The following is a 23,178-nucleotide window of genomic DNA, read 5'->3' as shown; positions in this document are numbered from 1 at the left end:
CGCGCATGAACCGCAGAGCAATGGATGACGAAATCCTACGGAACCCGAGCGTGAACGACCTCATCGACGATCCGGCCGCGAACATCCGCGGCACCTTCCGCCTGACCGCCGCGCAGGCGCTCGTGCGCTATCTGGCCGCGCAGCGCGTCGCGGCGGGCGGCGGCGGCAGCGACACAGCCGACAGCAGCGCGCCCCTGTTCGGCGGCGTGTTCGCGATATTCGGGCACGGCAATGTCGCGGGCCTGGGCGAAGCGCTGCATCAGTACCGCGACGCGCTGCCGACCTACCGCGCGCACAACGAGCAGGCGATGGCGCACAGCGCGATCGCGTACGCGAAGGCGCACATGCGCCGCCGGATGATGGCCGTGACGACGTCGATCGGCCCCGGCGCGACGAACCTCGTCACCGCGGCCGCGCTCGCGCACGTGAACCGGCTGCCGGTGCTGCTGCTGCCGGGCGACGTGTTCGTGTCGCGCGCGCCGGACCCGGTGCTGCAGCAGATCGAGGATTTCCACGACGGCGGGATCTCGGCGAACGATGCGTTCAAGGCCGTATCGCGCTACTTCGACCGGATCGTGCATCCGGCGCAGTTGCTCACCGCGCTGCCGCGCGCGCTGCGCGTGCTCACCGACGCGGCGCTCTGCGGCCCCGTCACGCTCGCGCTGCCGCAGGACGTGCAGGCGATGGCGCACGACTACCCGGCCGAGTTCTTCGCGCCGCGCGTCGTCACGTTTCATGCGCCCGCGCCCGTCGAGGCGGAGCTCGACGCGGCGCTCGCGCGGTTGCGCGCGGCCAGGCGGCCGTTCATCGTCGCGGGCGGCGGCGCGCTGTACAGCGAAGGCGGCGCGGCCGCGCTCGCCGCGTTCGCCGCGCGCCACGGCATTCCGGTCGGCGAGACGCAGGCCGGCAAGAGCGCGCTGCCGTGGGATCATCCGCTGAACGCGGGCGCGATCGGCGTGACGGGCTCGCCCGCCGCGAACGCGCTCGCGCACGACGCCGACTGCGTGATCGCGGTCGGCACGCGGTTGCAGGATTTCACGACGGGCTCGAACACGCTGTTCGCGCACGCGCGCGTCGTCGGCATCAATGCGAATGCGTTCGATGCGCTGAAACACCGCGCGTCGGTCGTGCAGGCCGACGCGCGGCTCGCGCTCGACGCGCTGGGCGCACGCCTCGAAGGCTGGCGCGCCGACGCCGCGTGGACCGCACGCGCGCAGGCGCTCGCCGGCAACTGGCGCGACGCCGTGACGGCCGTCACGCACGCGCCGCCGCGCGCGGGCGCGCTGCCGTACGACGCCGACGTGATCGGCGCCGTCCAGCGCTCGGCGCCCGATTCGGCCGCGCGCGACATCGCCGTGTGCGCGGCGGGCACGCTGCCCGCCGAGTTGCACAAGCTCTGGCGCGCGGCGGTGCCGGGCGGCTACCACGTCGAATACGGCTATTCGTGCATGGGCTACGAGATCGCGGGCGGGCTCGGCGCGAAGCTCGCGAAGCCCGAACGCGACGTGATCGTGATGGTCGGCGACGGCAGCTATCTGATGATGAACAGCGAGATCGCGACGTCGGTGATGCTCGGCGCGAAGCTGATCGTCGTCGTGCTCGACAACCGCGGCTACGGCTGCATCAACCGGCTGCAGCAGGCGTGCGGCGGCGCGCCGTTCAACAACCTGTTCGACGATTGCGCGCAAGGCCCGCTCGGCGCGCCGCGCATCGATTTCGCCGCGCACGCGCGCGCGCTCGGCGCGCACGCGGAGCACGTCGCCGACGTCGCCGCGCTCGAGGCGGCGATGGCGCGCGCCCGCGCGTCCGATCGCACGTACGTGATCTGCATCGACACCGATCCCGCCCGCACGACGCCCGACGGCGGCTGGTGGTGGGAAGTCGCGGTGCCCGAAGTCTCGCCGCGCGACGCGGTGCGCGGCGCGCGCGCGGACTACGAGCGGCACGTCGCCGCGCGCGCGGGCGCCGCTTGCGCTTCGTCTTCAACCTCTACCCCGGAATCATCGACATGAGCGCACCCGAGATCCGTATCGGCATCAATCCGCTGTCGTGGATGAACGACGACCTGCCGTCGCTCGGCGGCGAAACGCCGCTCGCCGTCGCGCTGACCGAGGGCCGCGAGATCGGCTACGAAGGCTTCGAGCTCGGCAACAAATTCCCGCGCGAGCCTCAGGCGCTGAAGGCGCTCCTCGCGCAATACGATCTGTCGCTCGTGTCCGGCTGGTACTCGGGCCGGCTCGCCGAGCGCGGCGTGCAGGAAGAGATCGATGCGGTCGGCCCGCATCTCGAGCTGCTCGCGAAGAACGGCGCGACGGTGATGGTCTACGGCGAGGTGGCCGGCTCGATCCAGGGCTCGCCCGCGCCGCTCTACCAGCGCCCGCGCTTCGTCGACGGCGCGCAATGGGACGCATACGCCGAGCGCGTCGATGCGTTCGCGCGCCATACGCTCGCGCGGGGCGTGCGGCTCGCCTATCACCATCACATGGGCGCGTACGTCGAATCCCCCGCCGACGTCGACCGCCTGATGGCGAGCACGAGCGACGCGGTGGGCCTGCTGTTCGACGCCGGCCACATGACGTTCGGCGGCGGCGATCCGGTGGCCGAGCTCGCGAAGCACATCGGCCGCGTATGCCACGTCCACTGCAAGGATGTGCGCCCGGCCGTGATCCGGCTCGCGCGCAACCGCAACTGGAGCTTTCTCGACGCGGTGATCGCGGGTGCGTTCACGGTGCCGGGCGACGGCTCGATCGATTTCCCGACGATCGTCGACATGCTCAAGCGCCACGGCTATCGCGGCTGGCTCGTCGTCGAGGCCGAGCAGGACCCGGCCGTCGCGCCGAGCTACGCGTATGCGCAAAAGGGCTACCGGACGCTGCGCACGCTCGTCGACGCGCCGCTTTCGCCCGTCGGTCATCAGGAGGCGGCTTAAATGAGTCTGCTCGTCAAGGGCGCGGGCGACGGCACGTCGATCGCGCGCGTCACGCCGGAATCGGCGCACTGGAAACACGTCGGCTTCGCCGCGTATCGGCTGAAGGCGGGCGAGGCGCTCGAGCTCGCCGAGGCCGCGCGCGAAATGTGCATCGTCGTGCTGACGGGCACCGTCGATATCGAAGCGGGCGACGGCACGCGCTGGACCGAGCTCGGCTCGCGCGACAGCGTGTTCGACGGCGTCGCTCCGTACGCGCTGTACCTGCCGCCGAAGCTCGCCGTTACCGTGCGCGCGTCGCGCGACGCGGAGCTCGGCGTCGCGAGCGCGCCCGCGACCGGCCGCTACCCGGCGCGGCTCATCAAGCCGTCGCAGATGCAGCGCTCGGTGCGCGGCAGCGGCGCGAACACGCGCTACGTCTGCGATATCCTGCCGCAGACCGAGCCCGCGGAGTCGCTGCTCGTCGTCGAGGTGCGCACGCCGTCCGGACACTCGTCGAGCTATCCGCCGCACAAGCACGACACCGACAACGTGCCCGCCGAAAGCTCGCTCGAGGAGACGTACTACCATCGCGTGCATCCGCCGCAGGGCTTCGTGTTCCAGCGCGTGTACACCGATTCGCGCGACCTCGACGAATCGATGGCCGCCTGCGACCACGACGTCGTGCTCGTGCCGCGCGGCTATCACCCGGTCGTCGTGCCTTACGGGTATGAGTCGTACTATCTGAACGTGATGGCCGGGCCGACCCGCGTGTGGCACTTCAAGAACGATCCGGCGCACGAGTGGATGCTGAGCGGCGGGCGGTAATGGCAGTCATGGCGGCGACGGCGGAGGCCGGCTCGCCCGTCAGCCGACGCTGAGCCAACGCTCGACGACGCCCGCATCGAGCGCGTTCGCCGCGCCGTCGTAGACGATCCTCCCCCGCCCCATTACCGCGACCCGCGACGCGAGCGCCGGCGCGAGCCGCATCCGCTGCTCGATCAGCAGCAGCGCGACGCCTTGCGCCTTCGCGCCGGCGAGACACGCGCGGATCTGCTCGACGGCGAGCGGCGCGAGCCCTTCGGCCGGCTCGTCGACGATCAGCACGCGCGGCGCGCCGATCAACGCGCGCGCGAGCGCGAGCATCTGCTGCTCGCCGCCCGACAGCACGCCCGCCTTCGTGCGCCAGCGCTCGGCGAGCATCGGATGGCGCTCGCGCGCGGCGGCGAGCGCCGCGCGCGCGGCCGCGCCCGACACGCCGCGCAGGCCGAGCCGCAGATTGTCCTCGACGCTCAGGAGCGCGAACACGTCGCGGCTCTCGGCCACATAGCCGACGCGACGCCGCGCGATCGCGAACGTCGGCGCGCCCGCGACGTCGATGCCGTCGATGCACACCGTCCCCGCCACCGGCACCATTCCCATGATCGCCTTCGCGAGCGTCGAGCGGCCCGAGCCGTTGCGGCCGACGAGCGCGACGGCCTCGCCCGCCGCGATCCGCAAGTCCACGCCGTCGAGCACCGGCAGCGCGCCGTATCCGGCGCGCACGCCGCGCAATTCGAGGAGCGCGCTCATCGCTCGAACGCCTCGCCGAGATACGCGGCGCGCACGGCCGCGTTCGAGCGGATCGCCGCGGGCGAGCCGGTCGCGACCAGCTCGCCGCGCACGAGCACCGATACGCGATCGGCGAAGCCGAACACCGCGTCCATGTCGTGCTCGATCATCAGCACCGTCTTGCCCGCCGTCGCGCGGCGGATCAGCTCGATCGTCTCGCGCGCCTGCTCGCGGCTCATTCCCGCCGTCGGCTCGTCGAACAGGAACACCGACGCGCCGCTCGCGAGCGCGAGCCCGACGTCGAGCGCGCGCTGCTCCGCGTAGCTCAGACTGCCCGCGAGCGCGTCGCGGCGCGCGGCGAGGCCGATCGACGCGAGCGCCGCGTCGGCCGCGCGATCGAGCGCGGCGGCGCCGGCAAGCCGGCTGCGCCAGCGGCGGCGCTCGCGCGGCGCGTGCAGCGCCGCGCATCGCAGGTTGTCGAGGACGGTCATCCGCGCGAACACGCTCGTCTGCTGGAAGCTGCGCGCAAGCCCGAGGCGTGCGACCGCGTGCGGCGGCCGCCGCCCGAGCTCGACGCCGTTCAGCGCGATGCGGCCGTGCGTCGGCGCAAGCGCGCCCGCGATCAGATTGAAGAGCGTCGACTTGCCGGCGCCGTTCGGGCCGATCAGCGCATGGCGCTCGCCGTGGCGGATCGTCAGATCGATGCCGGCGAGCACCCGCGTCGCGCCGAACGACTTGCCGACGTTCGTCACGCGCAACGCGGGCGGCGCGCTCGCCGCGTGCACGCCGTCGCGGCCGGGAACGGCTGCGGCGGCTCCCGCGGCGGCGATCGTCGCGAACGATGGCGATGACGCGTCGTCGCGCACGCCCGCCGCACGACGCGCGCTCGTCACGTCGGCCGCACTTGCCGCATCGGCCGTGTTGCATGCGCCCGGCGCAACCGATCCGCCTGGCACGCCGCTCGTGTCCGTCCCATCGGCGGCCGACGGATTCGCGCGATGCGCGCCGCGCCGCCGCGCCGCATACGCGAGGCCTGCGGCGAGCGCCGCCGCGACCGCCGCGATCCCCCAGCCGAGCGGCGCGAGCGCATCGAATCGCCAAGGTCCGATCACGGCGCGCCGCCCGTCGTCCTGCGCGAACTGCAACGCATACGCGAGCTCGACGACGAACACGATCGCGACGCCGCCGGCGAGCGCCGCGCCCGCGCCGAAGAGCGCGCCGACAGGCTCGCATCGCCCGCCGAGGCGCGCCGCGCGCCGCCGTCGCGCGCGCCACCAGCCGCTCGCGCCGCCCGGCGCGGCGAGCACGACGGCGACGAACAGCAGCCCGAGATACAGCAGCCACGCGCGCGACACGCTCGCGACGAACACGCTGAAGAAGGTCAGCAGCACCGCGCCGACGACGGGCCCGAAGAACGCCGTCGCGCCGCCGATCACCGTTGCGAACAGCACCGCGCCCGAGCGCAGCATCCCGACGCTCTCCGACGTCGCGACCTCGACGTCGATCAGCGTCAGCGCGCCCGACACGCCGGCGAAGAACGCGGCCGCGATCGCCATCGCGTAGCGCACGCGGCGCGGATCGGTGCCGAGCGCGGCGACGCGCGCCGGATTGTCGCGCACCGCGTTCGCGAGCCGCGCGAATGGCGTGCGCACGAGCATGCGCATCGCGACCGCCGCCGCGACGCACCAGGCGGCGATCAACGCATACGCATGCATCGGCTTGCCGAAATCCCACGCGGCAAGCGCGGGGCCGGCCGCGCGGTCGATCGACACGCCGCCCGCGCCGCCGAACCAGTCGGGCACGCTCCACGCGGCGGCCGCGACGAGCTCGCCGAGCCCGAGCGTGATCATCGCGAACGCGGTGCCCGCGCGGCGCGTCGCGACGAAGCCGAGCAGCGCGCCGAACGCCGCGCCCGCGACGCCGCCCGCGAGCGGCACGAACGGCAGCGGCAGGCCGTAGCGATTGAAGCCGTGCGCGGCGGCGAACGCGCCGAGCCCCGCAAACGCCGCGTGCCCGAACGACAGCAGCCCCGTCGTGCCGAGCAGCAGGTTGTACGACAGCGCGAGCACGATCATCGCGGCCGTCTGCGCGAGATAGCCGAGCATCCAGCCGCGCGGCCACGCGAGCGCGGGCACGACGAGCAGCGCGACGAGCGCGAGCCACGACAGCGCTTCCGGCAAGCGGCTTCTCACGGCGAGCGCGCCGCTAGACATCGGCGCGCTCGCCGAGCAGGCCGCGCGCGCGGCACGCGAGCACCGCGACGAGCAGCAGATACGGAATCAGCGGCGCGAGCTGTGCGAGCGTCAGCGCGCGCCACGCGCCGGGCAGCGCGATGCCCGCCCACTGCGCCACGTCGCTGAGCGATGCGCGGCTCGCCGTCGCGAACGTCTGCGCGCAGCCGACCGCGAGCGACGCGACGAGCGCGCCCGCGAGCGAGCCGAGCCCGCCGATCACGACCACCGCGAACACGACCGAGCCGAGCGTCTGCGCCATCGCGGGCTCGATCACCGCGAGCGGCGCGCCGATCACGCCGGCGAGCGCGGCGAGCGCGGTGCCCACGGCGAACACGAGCGTCATCACGCGCGGCACGTCATGGCCGAGCGCCTCGACGGCCGCGCGATGCGTGAGCGCCGCGCGCACGACGAGCCCCGTCTGCGACACGCGCAGCACCGCCCACAGCGCGCCGAGCATCGCGATCGACACGATCATCATGAACGCGCGATAACGCGGGAAAACGGCGCCGTAGACGGTGAACGCCGCGCCGTCGAGCACGGCGGGCACGGGCGCGGCGAGCGGCGCGAGCCCCCAGACGAGCTTCACGCCTTCGGCGATCAGATACGCGAGCCCGAACGTGAGCAGCAATTCGTCGAGATGGCCGCTCGCCCTCACCCGCCTGAGCAGCGTGCGCTCGCACAGCGCGCCGAACGCGCCGACGACGAGCGGCGCGGCGACGAGCGCGACCCAGAAGCTCGTGCGCGCGGCGATCGCGTAGCCTGCGTATGCGCCGAGCATGTAGAAGCTCGCATGCGCGAAATTGAGCACGCCGAGCATGCTGAAGATGAGCGTGAGCCCCGCGCACAGCATGAACAGCAACAGCCCGTAGCTCAGGCCGTTCAGCAAATCGAGAACGATCGACTGCACCGCGTCAGGCCGCCTGCCCGGCGAGCGGCGCGAGCGCGGCCCGCAACGGCTCGGGCAGCGGCACCGGACGGCGCGTCGCGCGATCGACGTACACGTGCACGAAGTGCCCTTGCGCGGCAGCCGACGCTTCGCCGTGGGCAAAGAGGCCGACCTCGTAGCGCACGCTCGACGAGCCGAGCCGCGCGACCCGCAGCCCCGCCTCGACGCGCTGCGGAAACACGAGCGGCGCGAAGTAGCTGCACTGCGTCTCGACGACGAGGCCGATCGTCTCGCCGCGCTCGACGTCGAGCACGCCGCGGCGGATCAGGTATTCGTTGACGACCGTATCGAAGTAGCTGTAGTAGACGACGTTGTTCACGTGCCCGTAGACGTCGTTGTCCATCCAGCGCGTCGTGATCGGCAGGAAGTGGCGATAGGCGCTGCGCGGCAGCGGAACGGGTTTGGTCGAGGACATGTCGGCGCGATGCGAAGAAACGGTTGCTTGACGATGGGTTGAGAATGGCCGGTCGGTCGCGCGGCGACGGCAATGGCGGCGGCAATGGCGACGGCGGTGATAGCGGCGATGGCGGCGGCGCGCCCGCCGCCGTCACAGCGATTCGACGAGCATGCGCCGGTAATCGTCGGCCGACGCGATGCGCGGATTCGTCTTGTGGCAATGATCGGCGAGCGCGCCTTCGATCACGTGGTCGAACACGCGCGCGTCGACGCCCATTTGCGCGAGGCCCGTCGGCAGGCCGAGGCGCGCGGTCATGTCGTGCAGCGCCTGCGGCAGGTCCGCATTCTCCGGCAGGTTCATCACGCGTCGCATCCGCGCATAGCGGCGCTCGGCGACGACGGTCGGCGCGCTTTCGTTGAAGCGCAGCACCGCGGGCAGCACGACCGCGTTCAGCGTGCCGTGATGCAGCGACGTCCTGCCGTTCACCTTCACGCCGCCCAGCGGATGCGACAGCGAATGCACGCAGCCGAGCCCTTTCTGGAACGCCATCGCGCCCTGCATCGATGCGCTCATCATCGCGAGGCGCGCGGCGCGGTCGCCCCCGTCGCGCGTCGCGCGCTCGATGTGCGCCCACGCGCGCTCGAGACCGTCGAGCGCGATGCCGTCGGCGGGCGGATTGAACGCCGGCGCGAGGAAGGTCTCGATGCAGTGCGCAATCGCGTCCATGCCGGTCGCGGCCGTGAGCCCCGGCGGCAGGCCGAGCGTGAGCGACGGATCGCAGATCGCCGCCTTCGGCAGCAGATGCCACGAATGGAAGCCGAGCTTGCGGCCGTCGGTAAGGATCAGGATCGCGCCGCGCGCGACCTCGCTACCCGTGCCCGACGTCGTCGGCACCGCGATGAGCGGCGCGACGCCTGCGCCGATCCGGTCGCTGCCGCCCTCGATCGTCGCGTATTGCGTGAGCGGCGCCGGATGCGTCGCCGCGATCGCGACGCCCTTCGCAAGATCGATCGCCGAGCCGCCGCCGACCGCGACGAGCCCGTCGCAGCCTTCGTCGCGATAGCGCGCCGCGGCGGCGAGCACGGCCGCCTCCGTCGGGTTCGACGGCGTGTCGTCGAACACCGGCAGCGCGCCCGCCCCGAGCGCCTCGAGCGCGCGATCGACGAGCCCCGCCTCCGCGACGCCCTTGTCCGTCACGACGAGCGGCCGCGCGATGCCGCTGCGCGCGCACTCGGCGCCGAGCATCGCGAGCGCGTCGTCGCCGAGATGGATGTGCGTCAGGTAATGGATGTAGGCCACGGGAAGTCTCCTTCGATCGCGCTCGTTCGAATCGCCCCGCCGCCGCGCAAGCGCGGCCGGCGCGCGGCCCGGCGCTGGACAAGCGGCCGCCGTCCGGGCGAACATGCGACGCCGGGCGCGGCGCACGCGGGGCGTGCCGCACAGAAAAGCATAGATTGCGGCAAATTCCAAGAGGCGCGGCGCAAGGACATTTTCACATCGACGAGGACACATCATGGCAGATCCGCAGCTCATCACGACCGCTTTCGACCTCCCGGGCTACCGGATCGAACGCTCGCTCGGCGTCGCGCGCGGCATCGTCGTGCGTTCGCGCTCGATCGTCGGCACGTTCGGCGCATCGATTCAAACGCTGTTCGGCGGCCACATCTCGCTCTACACGTCGCTGTGCGAGCGCGCGCGGCAGGACGCTTACGAGCGGATGGTCGACGAGGCGCGGCGGCTGGGCGGCAACGCGATCGTCGGGATGCGCTACGACGCGACCGAGATCGCGTCGGGCGTGACCGAGGTGCTGTGCTACGGCACCGCGGTGCAGGCGGCGCGCGCCGGCTGACGCGGGCATCGCGGGCAGCGGGCGGCGCGACGCGCCCCGCCGGCTCGTCACGTTGCTACGTCGTCATGGCGGGTTCCCGCCGTCATCCGTTATCGTTCGTTATCCGTTGTTCGCGGCGGCCCCAGGGAAATCGACGAATTCGAACTCGAGGCCGCGCGCGCGCATCCAGTCGGCGACCGCCTGGCCGGTGCCCGCCCGCCACGGGCGCAGCTTCGGCGGGTCGATGAGCCGATACTCGAGCAGCTCGGGCGACAGGCGAATCGTCCCGTTCGCACGCACGTGATATGCGATGATCAGTTCGTTCTTGCGGATGAATTCGTAGACGCCGACGAGCGTCACCGATTCGGCCTCGAGCGACGTCTCCTCGCGCACTTCGCGCGCGATGCCCGCCTCGGGCGTCTCGCTGTGCTCGAGGAAGCCGGTGATGAGCGCGAACATTCCCTCGGGCCATGCGGCGTTGCGCGCGAGCAGAATCCTGCCTTCGTACTCGACGATCGCCGCGACGACGGGCACCGGGTTGTTCCAGTGGACGTAGCCGCAGGTTGCGTCGGGACACGCGCGGCGCACGCGGCCGCCCTCCTCGACGGGATCGGCGCGCTCGGCGAGCGCTCGCGCGCAGCGAGGACAGAAACGGTAGTCTGCGGTGGTCATTGTCGGGGGCGAGTCGATTCGTTCTTCCGAACGCGTCGGGCGAATCCGGCCGGCTGTTCGGGTCGTGAAGACCTCATTCTAGCGAGTTCGAACGGCACGGACGCGGGCGGCGAACCGCGTTCCGGCCTTGACGACGCCCCCCGGCCACAACCCGGCAACCCGGCACCGACCATCGCGCGATCGCTCCCCGCCGGCGCCCACTCGCGCCTCCTCTTCAGCGCGCCTTCACCGATACGAACTTCCGCTCGCTCCCCCGCTGAATCAACACCGCGACTGTCTTCCCCGCCTTCGCCTCCAACGCCGGCACCATGTCCGGCGTCTCGATCAGCGTATCGTCGAATTCCAGCACGACGTCGCCCGGCCGAATGCCCGCGCTCGCCGCCGGCCCGCGCACCGCGTCGACCACCATGCCGACAGGCAATCCCGTCGAGCGGCGCTCGTCGTCCGTCAGCGGATGCATCGTCAGGCCGAGGCGGTCCGCGCCACCCGCCTCGCTGCGGCCCGCGCGCGCGTTCCCCGCCGCCGACGACACGCCCGCCGCCGCACTCGCACCGAGCATCACTGTCATCGGCATCCGGTTGCGGATCAGCGTGATCGGCGTGCTCGCCGCGGGCGGCAGCGCCGCCACGTCGCCGGTGAGCTCGGACGAGCCGCCGACGGGCCTGTCGCCGATCTGCACGATCACGTCGCCCGGCTTCAGGCCGGCCACGGCCGCGGGCGACCCCGGCTCGACCGCGTTGACGAGCGCGCCCGCCGGCCGCGGCAAGCCGAACGCCGCCGCGAGCCCGGGGCCGACGTCCTGCACGTCGACGCCGAGCCCGTTCTGCGCCGCCGCGCGCTGCGCCGGCTGCGTCCGCGTCGCCGGCGGAACCGGCGGCTGCGCCTGCTGCCGCGCTTGTTGCTGTGCTTGCTGCTGCGCTTGCAGCACCTGCGCGCGCACCTTGGCCGCCATGTCGATCGGAATCGCAAACGTCACGGCCGGATTGCGATCGCCGCTTCCGTAGATTTGCACGTCGATGCCGATCACCTCGCCCGCGCGATTGAACACCGGCCCCCCCGAGTTGTCGAGGTTGCCGGTCACGTCGGTCTGGAAGAACGGGAAGCTGCCGCCGTCGGGCAGCGTGCGCGACGTCGCGCTGACGATGCCCATCGTCACCGTGTTCGCCGAGCCGTCTGGCGTGCCGATCGTCAGCACCGGCTCGCCTGCGCGCACCCGGGACGAATTGCCGAGCCGCACGGTCGGCAGCCTCGTCGCGTCGATCTGCAGGATGGCCACGTCGCTCTGGTCGTCAACCGCGAGCACCCGCGCCTTGAATTCGCGCCGGTCGATCAGCCGGACCGTCGCTTCGCTCGCCTGGCCGACCACGTAGGCGGTCGTCAGGATGATCCCGTCGGCGCTGACGATGAAACCGGACCCGGCGCCCGCCATCGCGCGCGGCCCGTTGTCCAGCGACACGGGCGGCTGCGCGGCGGACTTGAAGTACGCGAAGAACGGATCGTCGGGATCGAGCGCCTCGAGACCGGACGCCGACATCTGCGGCTCCTGCGCGGGCACGCTCACGCTGACGACCGCGGGTCCGTATCGTTCGACGAGCGTGGGAAAATCGATCGGCCCCGCGGGACCGGTCTGCGCGATTCGCTTCGCCTTCGCGGACGGCGACAGCGTGCCCGCTGCGATCTGCGTCGGCTGCAGGCAGGCGAAGCCGGCAAGCACTGCCCCGAGCGCTGCAGCGTGAATCAGGGCGCGGCCAAGCGTTTGACGAAACACAGTGCACCTCCAAGGCAGTCGTTATGCCAGGGGCCCGTCGCGCGACGCGCGAAGGACTAGCACGCACTGATGAATCAATTATTGCATAGCGGCCGACGACCGGAAGTCCGTGCTTTCACGAAATACGCCGCATCGCTTCGATGCGCGCGGCGCGCGTCGACCGACACGGCGCGCGCCCGGCGACGACCTGGCGGTCCGCGCCGGAGGTCGGCCGGCATCGTCATCGTGGAGGATCGCGAAACGCCGCCGTGTCGTGTCGGCGATCCGCGCATTCGAAACGAAAGCGCGGCGGCGCGTGCGGCGTGTCGGCTCGCCCGACGCAAAGTTCGACACGTCGACGTGCAGTCGGCATCGACTCGGCCGGCACGCTCACAGCCCGCGGCCGCTCCGCGATCCGGCCGTCCGTCGAGCGCTCATCCGATCCCGCGGTCGCGCGTCGCCGTACGCGAGGCGCTCGACGCAACGGCTGCGAACCCCGCCGCCCCCGCCGCCAGCACCGCCGATGCAAGCCAGAGCGCCGGCGTGAACGATCCCGCGTGCGCGGCGAGCGGTACGGCCGCGAGCGGCCCGACGATCTGTCCGACGCCGTATGACGCCGTCGCATAGCCCATCAGGCCCGCTGCGCGCTCGCCGCGCAGGCGGCGCGCTTCGCGCATCGCGAACAGCGTGATCGCGTTGAACGGCAAGCCGACGAGCGCGCTGCCGAGCGCGAATCCGGGCGCCGTCGGCCAGACGATGCCGAGCGCGACGCCAACCGCCTGCACGACGCAACATGCGGCGAGCAGCAGACGGTTGTCCCAGCGGCTCGGCAGCCGCGCGCCGGCCAGCGCGCCGACGATCAGCGCCGCGCCGAACATCGGCCAGAACAGATCGGGCCACGGCGAATGCGCGGGCAGCGCCGCGCGGGCGATCACCGGCAGGAAGGTCGCGGTGATGATGTAGCCGAAGCCCGGCAGGCCGTAGAGGAGCACGAGCCAGAACGCATCGCGGCGGCTGGCGGCCGGCGATGCGTCCGGCACGGCGACCGCTCCGCGCTGGCCGCCGATGCCCGCCGGCGTGGAATGTCTTGGGGTTGCCGCTGTCGCTTCGTCGACTGCGTTGGCCGAGTCCGCCGCACGCCCCGCATTTGCTGCGCCGCGCCCACCGGCTGCGGCACCCGCATCGCCGCCGGCATGCGTGCCGCCCGCATCGCGCCTCCACTCGCGCGCCGCCGGCGCGAATGCGCGCCACACGAGCGCCGACAGCACCGCCGACGCCGCCGCGAACCCGATCCACCCGAGCGCCGCATGCCGCCCCGCCAATGCGAAGCCGATCAGCCCGGTCGCGACGATCCCGATCCCCGGCCCCGTATAGATCACGCCGCCCCACGCGGGCGCGCCGTGCTCGACGACGCGCCGCAGCCCCCACTGCGACGCGAATACGAACGTGCACGCGCTGACCGCGCCGCCGACGAAGCGCACGAGCGCCCACAGCCAGAACGGGCTTGCGATTCCCATCGCGAGCGTCAGCGCGACCGTCGCCGCGAGCCCGATGCGCACCATCCGCGCCGGATCGACGGCGATGCGCGCGCATGCCATCGCGCCGACGAAATAGCCGGCGTAATTCGCGGACGCGAGCCAGCCGCCGTGCCGGATGTCGAGCTCGCCGCCCGCGAGCATCAGCGGCAGCAGCGGCGTGAATGCAAAACGCCCGACGCCGAGCGCGACCGCGAGCGCCGCCGCGCCCGCAAGCGCCGCGTCGCGCGCCGCGCGTTCGCCGGACAACAGATGGTTCGGCGCACCGGCCACGCCGCGGGAAGAAGGAGGGGAGCTCATCGTTTCGAGGGCGATGCGGCCGCCCCCATAGGGCCGGAAGCGTCGCGGCAAGGTCAAGGTCATGGCCAAAGTCGACTCGATGCTAACTTGACCAACCGTTCTCGAAAAATGAATAATTCAGATTCGATCCATCCCACGGAGAGAATCATGGATCTGGCGGCCCTGGCGATCTTCCGCGCGGTCGTGCGCGAGAACGGCGTGACGCGCGCGGCGGCGAAGCTCAATCGCGTGCAATCGAACGTCACGACCCGCATCAAGCAACTGGAGGAACAGCTCGGCGCGCCGCTTTTCGTGCGCGACGGCCGCCGGCTCGTGCTCACGCCCGCCGGCGAGACGCTGCTGCCGTACGCGGAGCGGCTGCTCGCGCTCGCCGACGAGGCGCGCCACGCGGTCACCGAAAACAGGCCGCGCGGCCGGCTGCGGCTCGGCGCGATGGAAAGCACCGCGGCAAGCCGCCTGCCCGCTTTTCTCGCCCGCTACCACCAGGCATGGCCCGACGTCACGCTCGAGCTCGTCACCGGCACGACCGGCAAGCTGATCAGTCTCGTGCGCGATTTCGAGCTCGATGCCGCGCTCGTCGCGACGCCGGCCGGCTCCGAAGCGTTCGGCGAGCCGTTCGAGACCGCTGCCGCGTTCACCGAGGAACTCGTGCTGCTGACGCCGCGCGGCCACCCGCGCGTGCGCACGCCGCGCGACGTGCTGCTGCCGACGCTCGTCGCGTTCGAGCGCGGCTGCGCGTACCGCGGCTGCGTCGAGCGCTGGTACGCGGCATACGGCTTGAAGCCCGAGCGCGTGCTCGAACTCGGCTCGTACCACGCGATCGTCGCGTGCGTCGCGGCGGGCGCTGGCGTCGCGGTCGCGCCGCGCTCGGTGCTCGCCGTCCAGCGCGAGCCGGACAGCCTCGGCGTGCATCCGATCGTCGGCATGCCGCCGATCGATACGATGCTCGTCTGGCGTCAAGGGCATTTCTCGGCGGCGCTCGCCGCGCTGCGCGACGCACTGCGCGACGCCGCCGCGGCGGCGAACGCGACCGACGTCGCGGCGAACGAAGCGGCGAAGGTCGCGCGCCGGCGCGCGCGGCGCGGCACGGCGCGCGAGGCGCTGCCCGCCTGACGCGCGGCCGACGAAGCGCGCCGCGGGCTACGCGATCCGTGCCCCCGCCGCGAACGGCACGAAAACGGCACGCCGATTCCCGGCGCGCCGCCCGGCCGCGTTACAGCCGCGCCTCGACCCAGCCCTTGACGCCCGCGAGCGCCGCCGGCAGGTTCGCCGGCTCCGTGCCGCCCGCCTGCGCCATGTCCGGCCGGCCGCCGCCCTTGCCGCCCACCTGCTGCGCGACGAAGTTGACGAGTTCGCCCGCCTTCACCTTCTTGCTTGCGTCCGCGGTGACGCCGGCGATCAGGCTCACCTTGCCGCCGTCGACCGCCGCGAGCACGATCGCCGCGCTCTTGAGCTTGTCCTTCAGCTTGTCGACGGTTTCGCGCAGCGTCTTCGCATCGGCGCCGTCGAGCGTCGCGGCGAGCACATGCACGCCGCCCACCTCGACCGCCTGCTGCGCGAGCTCGTCGCCCTGGCTCGACGCGAGCTTCGATTTCAGCGCGGCAAGCTCCTTCTCTAGCGACTTGACCTGATCCTGCACCTGGCCGATCCGCTGCAGCAGCTCGGACGGCTGCGCCTTCAGCGCGGCCGCCGCCGCGTTCACGCGCGCGTCGAGCGCCTGCACGTAGCGCACCGCGTTGTCGCCCGTGATCGCCTCGACGCGGCGAATGCCCGCCGCCACGCCGCCTTCGGCGACGATCTTGAAGAGGCCGATATCGCCCGTGCGGTGCACGTGCGTGCCGCCGCACAGCTCGCGCGAGAAGCCGAGATCGAGCACGCGCACCTCGTCGCCGTACTTCTCGCCGAAGAGCGCCATCGCGCCGCCCTTCACCGCGTCGTCGTACGGCATCACGCGCACGATGCCCGGCGCGTTCGCGAGCACCTGCTCGTTGACGATGTCCTCGACGCGGCGGATTTCATCGTCGGTCAACGGCGCGTTGTGCGCGAAGTCGAAGCGGGTCTTGTCCGCGTCGACGAGCGAACCCTTCTGCTGCACGTGCGAGCCGAGCACGTCGCGCAGCGCCTTGTGCATCAGGTGCGTCGCCGAATGGTTGCGCGCGGTGCGCGCGCGGCGCCCGGCGTCGATCTCCCCGCGAACCACGTCGCCGACCTTCAGCACGCCCTGCTCGAGCTCGCCGTGGTGGCCGATCACGTCGGCCTGGACCTTCAGCGTATCGGCGACCGCGAAACGCGTGGCCGCGTTCGCGAGCACGCCCTGATCGCCGACCTGGCCGCCCGATTCCGCGTAGAACGGCGTGTGGTCGAGCACGACGACCGCGCTCTCGCCCGCCTTCACCTCGCCGACCGACGCGCCTTCGACGTACAGCGCGACGACCTTCGCGTCGTCGAACGCGATTTCCTCGTAGCCGTGGAACGTCGTCTTCGCGCCCGTGTATTCGAGGCCCTGCGTCGCCCTGAACTTGCCCGCCGCGCGCGCCTGCTCGCGCTGGCGCGCCATCGCGTCGTCGAACGCGGGCTCGTCGACCGTCACGCCGCGCTCGCGGCACACGTCAGCCGTCAGATCGAGCGGGAAGCCGTACGTGTCGTGCAGCTTGAACGCGAGTTCGCCGTCGAGCGTCTTGCCGCCCGCGGCCTCGAGATCGGCCAGCGCCGCCTCGAGGATCGACATCCCGTGCTCGATCGTCTCGAAGAAGCGCTCTTCCTCCTGGCGCAGCACGTCGGTCACGCGCGGCTCGGCTTCCTTCAGCTCCGGATAGGCGGCGCCCATCTCGGCGACGAGGTCCGCCACGAGCCGGTGGAAGAACGGCCCCTTGCGGCCGAGCTTGTAGCCGTGGCGGATCGCGCGGCGCACGATCCGGCGCAGCACGTAGCCGCGGCCCTCGTTGCCGGGAATCACGCCGTCGACGATCAGGAACGAGCACGCGCGGATGTGATCGGCGATCACCTTCAGCGAGTTGTTCGCGAGGTCGGCGACGCCCGTTTCGCGCGCCGACGCCTTGATCAGGTTCTGGAACAGGTCGATCTCGTAGTTGCTGTGCACGTGCTGCAGCACGGCCGCGATCCGCTCGAGGCCCATGCCGGTGTCGACGCACGGCTTCGGCAGGCGCGTCATGTTGCCCTGCGCGTCGCGGTTGAACTGCATGAACACGAGGTTCCAGATCTCGATGTAGCGGTCGCCGTCTTCCTGCGGCGACCCCGGCGGGCCGCCCCACACGTCCGGGCCGTGATCGTAGAAGATTTCCGAGCACGGGCCGCAGGGGCCCGTGTCGCCCATCTGCCAGAAGTTGTCCGACGCGTAGCGCGCGCCCTTGTTGTCGCCGATCCGGATGATCCGCTCGGCGGGCACGCCGACTTCCTTCGCCCAGATGTCGTAGGCCTCGTCGTCGTCGTGGTAGACGGTGACCCAGAGCTTGTCGGCGGGCAGCTTGTAGACGGCCGTCAGCAGCTCCCAGGCGTAGTGGATCGCGTCGCGCTTGAAGTAATCGCCGAACGAGAAGTTGCCGAGCATCTCGAAGAACGTGTGGTGGCGCGCGGTGTAGCCGACGTTCTCGAGATCGTTGTGCTTGCCGCCCGCGCGCACGCTGCGCTGCGCGGTGGTGGCGCGGGAGTACGGGCGCGTCTCCGCGCCGAGGAACACGTCCTTGAACTGCACCATCCCCGAATTGGTGAAGAGCAGCGTGGGGTCGTTGCCGGGCACGAGGCTCGACGAGCGGACGATCGTGTGGCCCTTCGATTCGAAGAACTTGAGGAATTTCTCGCGGATTTCGGCGGCTTTCATAGCGTGCGGGGACGGTCGGGCCAAAACTGGGTTGAGCGCCGGCCGCTCCGGCTCAAGCGGGCGGCGGCGGGTTTCTGAAACGGTCGATTATACGGGATAGATCCGCCGTCGCGGCCGGCGGGCGTCCCGGGCGGACGGCGGCCCGCCCGGGGCGACGGGCCGGGCGGCGGTTCAGCGAGACTTCCGCGAAACGTCTCGCCGGCATTTCGTCGGAGCACGTCGCGCTCACGTCGTCGCGCCGCGCAGGTTCCGCCCGATCCGATCAATTCGCGCGGATCGCGCCGCGATCCGCGCGCCTGCGTCGAACCGCCGCCGCGCCTGCGCCGCCCCGCTCGCGCGACAGCCGCGCACGAATCGCTTTAAGATGCGGCGGGAGACACAACCGGGCCTCGCCCCGCGCGATCGCGCCATGCCCGGCGCGACGCCCGCGGGCGCAGGCCGGCCGACAGCGCAGCCAACAGAGGAGACTGATCGAAGATGGGAGCCCTCAGCCATATCCGCGTCCTGGACCTGAGCCGCGTGCTCGCGGGCCCGTGGTGCGCGCAGACGCTTGCCGATCTCGGCGCCGACGTGATCAAGGTCGAGCGCCCGGAGCTCGGCGACGACACCCGGCACTGGGGCCCGCCCTACCTGAAGACGCCGGACGGCGCCGACACCCGCGAGGCCGCGTACTACCTCGCCGCGAACCGCAACAAGCGCTCGGTGACGGTCGACATCGCGACGCCCGAGGGCCAGCGGATCGTTCGCGAGCTCGCCGCGCAATGCGACGTCGTGCTCGAGAACTACAAGGTCGGCCAGCTCGCGAAATACGGGCTCGACTATGCGTCGCTCGCGGCCGCGAAGCCCGGCCTCGTCTACTGCTCGGTGACGGGCTTCGGCCAGACGGGCCCGTATGCGCACCGCGCCGGCTACGACTTCATCATCCAGGGGATGGGCGGCTTCATGAGCATCACGGGCGAGCGCGACGGCCTGCCGGGCGGCGGCCCGCAGAAGGCGGGCGTCGCGATCGCCGATCTCGCGACGGGCCTCTACTCGACGATCGCGATCCTCGCCGCGCTCGCGCACCGCGACCGCACGGGCGAAGGCCAGCACATCGACATGGCGCTCCTCGACGTGCAGGTCGCGCTCCTCGCGAACATGAACACGAACTTCCTCGCGAGCGGCAAGCCGCCCGTGCGCTGGGGCAACGCGCATCCGAACATCGTGCCGTACCAGACGTTCGAGACGAGCGACGGCTGGATCATCGTCGCGGTCGGCAACGACGGCCAGTTCCGCAAGTTCGTCGAGGCGGGCGGGCGGGCGGCGCTCGCCGACGATGCGCGCTTCGCGACGAATCCGGCGCGCGTGCGCCACCGCGACACGCTCGTGCCGATCATCGCCGAGATGACGAAGACACGCACGAAGCGCGAGTGGCTCGACGCGCTCGAGGCGCTCGGCGTGCCGTGCGGGCCGATCAACGATCTCGCCGAAGTGTTCGACGACGAGCAGGTGCGCGCGCGCGGCATGCAGGTCGAGCTGCCGCATCCGAGCGGGGCGACCGTGAAGCTCGTGCGCAACCCGATCCGGATGAGCGAGACGCCGCCCGATGCGCGCAGCGCGCCGCCGCTGCTCGGCGAGCATACGGAAGCGGTGCTGCGCGACATGCTCGGCTACGGCGACGCGGCGATCGCGGCGCTCAGGGACAAGCGCGTCGTCTGAACGCGACAAGCGGGCGCGCGGCTGCGTTCGGCCGCACGTCCGCTTGCCGTGCCGAGGTTGTCGCGGCGCCCCGCGGCGCCCTCTTCGCCGATCCGGCGATCCGCTGCCTGTCGCGCGAACGCGCGACGACATCGCGCTGTCATCACCAAACGGTACAAAGTGGGCTTTCCCGCTTTTTCCGCCGAGGTTGTGCATGCCGTCACGTCGCAAGTTCCTGCTGTCCACATCCGCCGCCGCGACGCTGCCGCTCGTCAGCGCAGTCCTCACCGCGTGCAACGACAGCATCGCCGAGCCCGCGATCGGCGATGCCGAGCTCGCGCGCCAGATGGTCGGCAAGCTGACGGCCGAGCTGAACGACGCGTCGACCGCCGCCGCCGTCGAGCCGTACCTGATGGACGTCGGCTTCACGTGGGATCTGCCAACGATCGCCGCCGCGCAGATCGACCGCATCGTCGCATACAGCTTCGGCAACCGCGCGAACGCGGCGAGCGGCAACACGCCGACGAACGGCACGAACCAGACCGCGCTGCCCGACCCCGGCCCCGTCAACGAGGCGCTCGCGGATGCGGTCTACCGGATTCGCCAGTTGAAGCCCGTCAAGGTCTACGCGCAGTGGGAAATCGCGCGCTTTCTCGCGTCGAAGTATCAGATGGCCGACGTCCGCTCGATCGAGCCCGTCGTCGCCGCGAACGGCTCGATCACGTACCTGAGCACCGACGGCGTCGCCGCCGCGATCGTCGCGCTGGAAGGAAGCGGCGCGGCGATGGGCAACGTCGCGGTCGTCGGCCACCGCGATCATGCGAAGCGCTGCATCCAGACCTCGCGGGCGCGCGGCATGAAGGCGGCCGCGGCCGCGGAAGTCCCGCTGCCGACGCTGTACGATCCGCAGTCCGGCCAGGCCTGGACGCGCCGCCGCGACCTCTACCTCGTCCACGACATGTATGCGCAGCTCGCGACACTGCGCGCGAACCTGATCGCGGCGGCCTACCCGAACGGCTGATTCTTCAGCGCTCGCCCGAACGCGCGGGGGACACCAAGGGAGTCAAGGCATCAAGACGCTCGAACGCACTCAGGACCGTCATGCGCCCAAAACGCAACGTCCTGAAACCCGGCTCGCGAGGACGCCGACGCGACGGCGAGCGCCCCGCCGCGAAGCAGGCGGCCAGACGAACACGCCCTGCCGTAAAACGAAACGGGGCGCGCCTGTGGCGCGCCCCGCTGCCCGGCCGTAGCGGACGGAATGACGAGTCAGGTTCGCAAAGGACGCAGCGAACGGCGAAGCAGTGAAGCGGCGGAGTGGCGAAAACGCAACCGACGCGCCGCTTCAGCGCACGCCGGCGCCGACGAGGCCGCCTGCCGCCGCACCCGCGACCGTGCCGATCGGCCCGCCCGTGATCAGGTAGCCGAGCGCGCCGCCCGCCGCCGCGCCGATGCCGGCGTTGCGCTGCGTATGGGTCATCGCGCACGCGCTGAGGCTGGCGAGCGCGACGGCGATGACGGTGGTGCGAACGAGAAAGCGGGTCTTCTTCATCATCATGATGCAGTCTTCGAGAGCGTTGCCGCGCATGGCACGGCGCGGCGGCATGAAATCCGGGCAAGAATCCGGGTGAGCGCATCTTAAAAAAGCGCAATCGGGCCGGCAAGGCGATTTACCTCCCGTTACAGCGGCAACACATGCCGCACAAATGCCGGAAAAACGCGCCGCACCGCCCGCCGCAAGGGGCGGCGCTCCTCAGGACGGTCGTCCGTCAGGTAGAATTGACGAATTCGGGCGGCGCGGCACGCGCCCCCTCCCCTTTTCTTTCCTGTTCCGCATGAGCACCGATCGCAACGACGCCACCGCGCCATCCAATTTCATCCGCAACATCATCGACGACGACAACCGCACGGGCAAATGGAGCGGCCGTGTCGAAACGCGCTTTCCGCCCGAGCCGAACGGCTATCTGCACATCGGCCATGCGAAGAGCATCTGCCTGAACTTCGGCGTCGCGCGCGCCTACGGCGGCGTGTGCCACCTGCGCTTCGACGACACGAACCCGGAAAAGGAAAGCGTCGAGTACGCGAACTCGATCGTCGACGCGGTGCGCTGGCTCGGCTTCGACTGGCAGAAGGACGGCGTCGCCCATCAGTATTTCGCGAGCGACTACTACGACAAGCTCTATGAATTCGCCGAGCTGCTGATCGAGCGCGGCAACGCATACGTCGACAGCCAGAGCGCCGACGAGATGCGCACGAACCGCGGCTCGCTGACCGAGCCGGGCACGCCGTCGCCGTTCCGCGACCGCGCGCCCGACGAAAGCCTCGACCTGTTCCGCCGGATGAAGGCGGGCGAGTTCGGCGAAGGCGAGCACGTGCTGCGTGCGAAGATCGACATGAGCTCGCCGAACATGAACATGCGCGACCCGGTGATCTACCGGATCCGCTACGCGCATCACTACCGGACGGGCGACAAGTGGTGCGTGTACCCGATGTACGACTACACGCACTGCATCTCGGACGCGCTCGAGGGCATCACGCATTCGCTGTGCACGCTCGAATTCGAGGATCACCGCCCGCTCTACGACTGGGTGCTCAACGAGCTCGCCGACGCCGGCGTGTTCGCGCGGCCGCTGCCGCAGCAAATCGAATTCTCGCGCCTGAACCTCACCTATGCGATCACGAGCAAGCGCAAATTGCTGCAGCTCGTGACGGAAGGCCACGTCGACGGCTGGGACGATCCGCGGATGCCGACGATCGTCGGCGTGCGCCGCCGCGGCTTCACGCCGGAGAGCATCCAGCTCTTCTGCGAGCGGATCGGCGTGACGAAGGTCGATTCGTGGATCGACATGAGCGTGTTCGAAGGCGCGCTGCGCGACGACCTCGACGACAAGGCGCCGCGCACGGTCGCCGTGCTCGATCCGCTCAAGCTCGTCATCGACAACTATCCGGAAGGCCAGACCGAGGAATGCACGGCGCCCGTGCACCCGCACCATCCGGAGCGCGGCCAGCGCACGTTCCCGATCTCGCGCGAGCTGTGGATCGAGCGCGAGGATTTCAACGAGAACCCGCCGAAGGGCTATTTCCGGCTGTTCCCGGGCAACAAGGTGCGGCTGCGCTACGGCTACGTGATCGAATGCACGGGCGCCGACAAGGACGAGCACGGCAACGTGATCGCCGTCCACTGCAACTACTACCCGGACAGCAAGTCGGGCACCGACGGCGCGAACAACTACAAGGTGAAGGGCAACATCCACTGGGTGAGCGCGGCCCACGCGTGCCCGGCCGAAGTGCGGATCTACGATCGCCTGTTCAAGGAGCCGCATCCGGACGCGGGCGGCCGCGACTTCCTCGACGCGCTGAATCCGGATTCGAAGAAGATCGTCCACGCCTATCTCGAGCCGGGCGCGCGCGACGCGCTGCCGGAAGCGCGCTATCAGTTCGAGCGGCACGGCTACTTCGTCGCCGATCGCGTCGACTCGAAGCCCGGCCAGCCGGTGTTCAACCGGATCGTCGGCCTGCGCGATAGCTGGGGCAAGCCGGCCTGACCG

Annotated in this window: 18 protein-coding genes and 1 pseudogene; 8 read left to right on the top strand and 11 right to left on the bottom strand. The window is 71.1% G+C overall.

The features are described 5' to 3' along the window. The first annotated feature begins 5 nt into the window (after nt 1–5). Genes iolD through iolB form a run of 3 tightly spaced genes read left to right on the top strand, consistent with a single transcriptional unit; the run spans nt 6 to nt 3,733 of the window. A complete protein-coding gene (gene iolD, locus WS92_RS18195) occupies nt 6–2,012 on the top strand; it encodes a 3D-(3,5/4)-trihydroxycyclohexane-1,2-dione acylhydrolase (decyclizing) (protein ID WP_059929335.1) in 2,007 nt (668 codons plus the stop codon). After that, nucleotides 2,009–2,929 carry a myo-inosose-2 dehydratase gene (gene iolE, locus WS92_RS18190; RefSeq protein WP_059929337.1) on the top strand — a complete coding sequence of 307 codons (921 nt, stop codon included), beginning with the start codon at nt 2,009–2,011 and terminating at the stop codon, nt 2,927–2,929. Before iolD ends, iolE begins: the two co-directional genes overlap by 4 nt. Continuing rightward, nucleotides 2,930–3,733, top strand: a complete 804-nt coding sequence (gene iolB, locus WS92_RS18185) for a 5-deoxy-glucuronate isomerase (protein ID WP_015600920.1) — start codon at nt 2,930–2,932, stop codon at nt 3,731–3,733. A 39-nt stretch (nt 3,734–3,772) separates the two neighbouring features. On the opposite strand, the gene WS92_RS18180 is transcribed toward iolB, so the two are convergent. From WS92_RS18180 to WS92_RS18160, 6 genes and pseudogenes are all read right to left on the bottom strand, one after another. Continuing rightward, nucleotides 3,773–4,477 (bottom strand): ABC transporter ATP-binding protein, encoded by a 705-nt coding sequence (locus WS92_RS18180; protein ID WP_059929339.1) that lies wholly within the window; start codon nt 4,475–4,477, stop codon nt 3,773–3,775. Next, on the bottom strand, nt 4,474–6,669 hold the full coding sequence (locus WS92_RS18175; protein WP_059929341.1) for a branched-chain amino acid ABC transporter ATP-binding protein/permease: 2,196 nt from the start codon (nt 6,667–6,669) through the stop codon (nt 4,474–4,476). The genes WS92_RS18180 and WS92_RS18175 overlap by 4 nt, the downstream gene beginning before the upstream one ends. Next, nucleotides 6,662–7,597 carry a branched-chain amino acid ABC transporter permease gene (locus tag WS92_RS18170; RefSeq protein WP_059929343.1) on the bottom strand — a complete coding sequence of 312 codons (936 nt, stop codon included), beginning with the start codon at nt 7,595–7,597 and terminating at the stop codon, nt 6,662–6,664. The genes WS92_RS18175 and WS92_RS18170 overlap by 8 nt, the downstream gene beginning before the upstream one ends. Before the next feature lie 4 nt (nt 7,598–7,601). Beyond that, nucleotides 7,602–8,051, bottom strand: coding sequence for an acyl-CoA thioesterase (locus tag WS92_RS18165; protein WP_006026459.1), 450 nt, complete (start codon nt 8,049–8,051; stop codon nt 7,602–7,604). Beyond that, nucleotides 7,952–8,167 (bottom strand): annotated as a pseudogene (locus WS92_RS37220) (hypothetical protein); the annotation flags it as partial. The pseudogene WS92_RS37220 and the gene WS92_RS18165, both read right to left, overlap by 100 nt. Before the next feature lie 16 nt (nt 8,168–8,183). After that, on the bottom strand, nt 8,184–9,332 hold the full coding sequence (locus WS92_RS18160; RefSeq protein ID WP_059929346.1) for an iron-containing alcohol dehydrogenase: 1,149 nt from the start codon (nt 9,330–9,332) through the stop codon (nt 8,184–8,186). 214 nt (nt 9,333–9,546) lie between these two features. On the opposite strand from WS92_RS18160, the gene WS92_RS18155 reads away from it, so the two are divergent. Beyond that, the gene (locus WS92_RS18155; protein ID WP_015601939.1) at nt 9,547–9,882 is read left to right on the top strand and encodes a YbjQ family protein; all 336 of its coding nucleotides are present in this window, start codon (nt 9,547–9,549) and stop codon (nt 9,880–9,882) included. A gap of 99 nt (nt 9,883–9,981) precedes the next feature. On the opposite strand, the gene WS92_RS18150 is transcribed toward WS92_RS18155, so the two are convergent. The 3 genes from WS92_RS18150 to WS92_RS18140 form a co-directional block, all read right to left on the bottom strand. After that, the gene (locus WS92_RS18150) at nt 9,982–10,533 is read right to left on the bottom strand and encodes an NUDIX domain-containing protein (RefSeq protein WP_006026456.1); all 552 of its coding nucleotides are present in this window, start codon (nt 10,531–10,533) and stop codon (nt 9,982–9,984) included. A 214-nt stretch (nt 10,534–10,747) separates the two neighbouring features. Continuing rightward, the gene (locus tag WS92_RS18145; protein WP_059929348.1) at nt 10,748–12,301 is read right to left on the bottom strand and encodes a trypsin-like peptidase domain-containing protein; all 1,554 of its coding nucleotides are present in this window, start codon (nt 12,299–12,301) and stop codon (nt 10,748–10,750) included. Between the two features lie 413 nt (nt 12,302–12,714). Further along, nucleotides 12,715–14,115: a YbfB/YjiJ family MFS transporter gene (locus tag WS92_RS18140; RefSeq protein ID WP_059929350.1), complete on the bottom strand. Its 1,401-nt coding sequence runs from the start codon at nt 14,113–14,115 to the stop codon at nt 12,715–12,717. 147 nt (nt 14,116–14,262) lie between these two features. Here WS92_RS18140 and WS92_RS18135 point away from each other — a divergent pair, with 147 nt between their 5' ends. Continuing rightward, nucleotides 14,263–15,228 carry a LysR substrate-binding domain-containing protein gene (locus WS92_RS18135; RefSeq protein ID WP_059929352.1) on the top strand — a complete coding sequence of 322 codons (966 nt, stop codon included), beginning with the start codon at nt 14,263–14,265 and terminating at the stop codon, nt 15,226–15,228. A gap of 100 nt (nt 15,229–15,328) precedes the next feature. Here WS92_RS18135 and alaS read toward each other — a convergent pair whose 3' ends face one another. Beyond that, entirely contained in the window at nt 15,329–17,953 is a 2,625-nt protein-coding gene (gene alaS, locus WS92_RS18130; RefSeq protein ID WP_006026452.1) for an alanine--tRNA ligase, read from the bottom strand. A 477-nt stretch (nt 17,954–18,430) separates the two neighbouring features. Between alaS and WS92_RS18125 the strand changes: the two genes are divergently transcribed. Together WS92_RS18125 and WS92_RS18120 are read left to right on the top strand one after the other, a co-directional pair. Continuing rightward, on the top strand, nt 18,431–19,651 hold the full coding sequence (locus WS92_RS18125; protein ID WP_059929353.1) for a CaiB/BaiF CoA transferase family protein: 1,221 nt from the start codon (nt 18,431–18,433) through the stop codon (nt 19,649–19,651). A 193-nt stretch (nt 19,652–19,844) separates the two neighbouring features. Next, nucleotides 19,845–20,651 (top strand): hypothetical protein, encoded by an 807-nt coding sequence (locus tag WS92_RS18120; RefSeq protein WP_006026449.1) that lies wholly within the window; start codon nt 19,845–19,847, stop codon nt 20,649–20,651. Nucleotides 20,652–20,975: 324 nt separating this feature from the next. Here the strand turns inward: WS92_RS18120 and WS92_RS18115 are convergent, their stop codons facing one another. Continuing rightward, nucleotides 20,976–21,218, bottom strand: coding sequence for a hypothetical protein (locus tag WS92_RS18115; protein ID WP_006026448.1), 243 nt, complete (start codon nt 21,216–21,218; stop codon nt 20,976–20,978). A 247-nt stretch (nt 21,219–21,465) separates the two neighbouring features. Between WS92_RS18115 and WS92_RS18110 the strand changes: the two genes are divergently transcribed. Continuing rightward, on the top strand, nt 21,466–23,175 hold the full coding sequence (locus tag WS92_RS18110) for a glutamine--tRNA ligase/YqeY domain fusion protein (protein ID WP_059929356.1): 1,710 nt from the start codon (nt 21,466–21,468) through the stop codon (nt 23,173–23,175). Nucleotides 23,176–23,178 lie beyond the last annotated feature (3 nt).

Origin of the sequence: Burkholderia sp. MSMB1588 (assembly GCF_001546925.1) — a bacterium.
Taxonomy (GTDB): Bacteria; Pseudomonadota; Gammaproteobacteria; order Burkholderiales; family Burkholderiaceae; genus Burkholderia; species Burkholderia humptydooensis.
Note: the sequence above shows the minus strand (reverse complement) of the source record. Positions and strands in the feature narration are given on the sequence as shown.

Coding starts and splice junctions, on each gene's coding strand:
- iolD (WP_059929335.1), top strand. CDS start 6: ATGAACCGCAGAGCAATGGATGACGAAATCCTACGGAACCCGAGCGTG.
- iolE (WP_059929337.1), top strand. CDS start 2,009: ATGAGCGCACCCGAGATCCGTATCGGCATCAATCCGCTGTCGTGGATG.
- iolB (WP_015600920.1), top strand. CDS start 2,930: ATGAGTCTGCTCGTCAAGGGCGCGGGCGACGGCACGTCGATCGCGCGC.
- WS92_RS18180 (WP_059929339.1), bottom strand. CDS start 4,477: ATGAGCGCGCTCCTCGAATTGCGCGGCGTGCGCGCCGGATACGGCGCG.
- WS92_RS18175 (WP_059929341.1), bottom strand. CDS start 6,669: ATGTCTAGCGGCGCGCTCGCCGTGAGAAGCCGCTTGCCGGAAGCGCTG.
- WS92_RS18165 (WP_006026459.1), bottom strand. CDS start 8,051: ATGTCCTCGACCAAACCCGTTCCGCTGCCGCGCAGCGCCTATCGCCAC.
- WS92_RS18155 (WP_015601939.1), top strand. CDS start 9,547: ATGGCAGATCCGCAGCTCATCACGACCGCTTTCGACCTCCCGGGCTAC.
- WS92_RS18150 (WP_006026456.1), bottom strand. CDS start 10,533: ATGACCACCGCAGACTACCGTTTCTGTCCTCGCTGCGCGCGAGCGCTC.
- WS92_RS18140 (WP_059929350.1), bottom strand. CDS start 14,115: ATGAGCTCCCCTCCTTCTTCCCGCGGCGTGGCCGGTGCGCCGAACCAT.
- WS92_RS18135 (WP_059929352.1), top strand. CDS start 14,263: ATGGATCTGGCGGCCCTGGCGATCTTCCGCGCGGTCGTGCGCGAGAAC.
- alaS (WP_006026452.1), bottom strand. CDS start 17,953: ATGAAAGCCGCCGAAATCCGCGAGAAATTCCTCAAGTTCTTCGAATCG.
- WS92_RS18125 (WP_059929353.1), top strand. CDS start 18,431: ATGGGAGCCCTCAGCCATATCCGCGTCCTGGACCTGAGCCGCGTGCTC.
- WS92_RS18120 (WP_006026449.1), top strand. CDS start 19,845: ATGCCGTCACGTCGCAAGTTCCTGCTGTCCACATCCGCCGCCGCGACG.
- WS92_RS18115 (WP_006026448.1), bottom strand. CDS start 21,218: ATGCGCGGCAACGCTCTCGAAGACTGCATCATGATGATGAAGAAGACC.
- WS92_RS18110 (WP_059929356.1), top strand. CDS start 21,466: ATGAGCACCGATCGCAACGACGCCACCGCGCCATCCAATTTCATCCGC.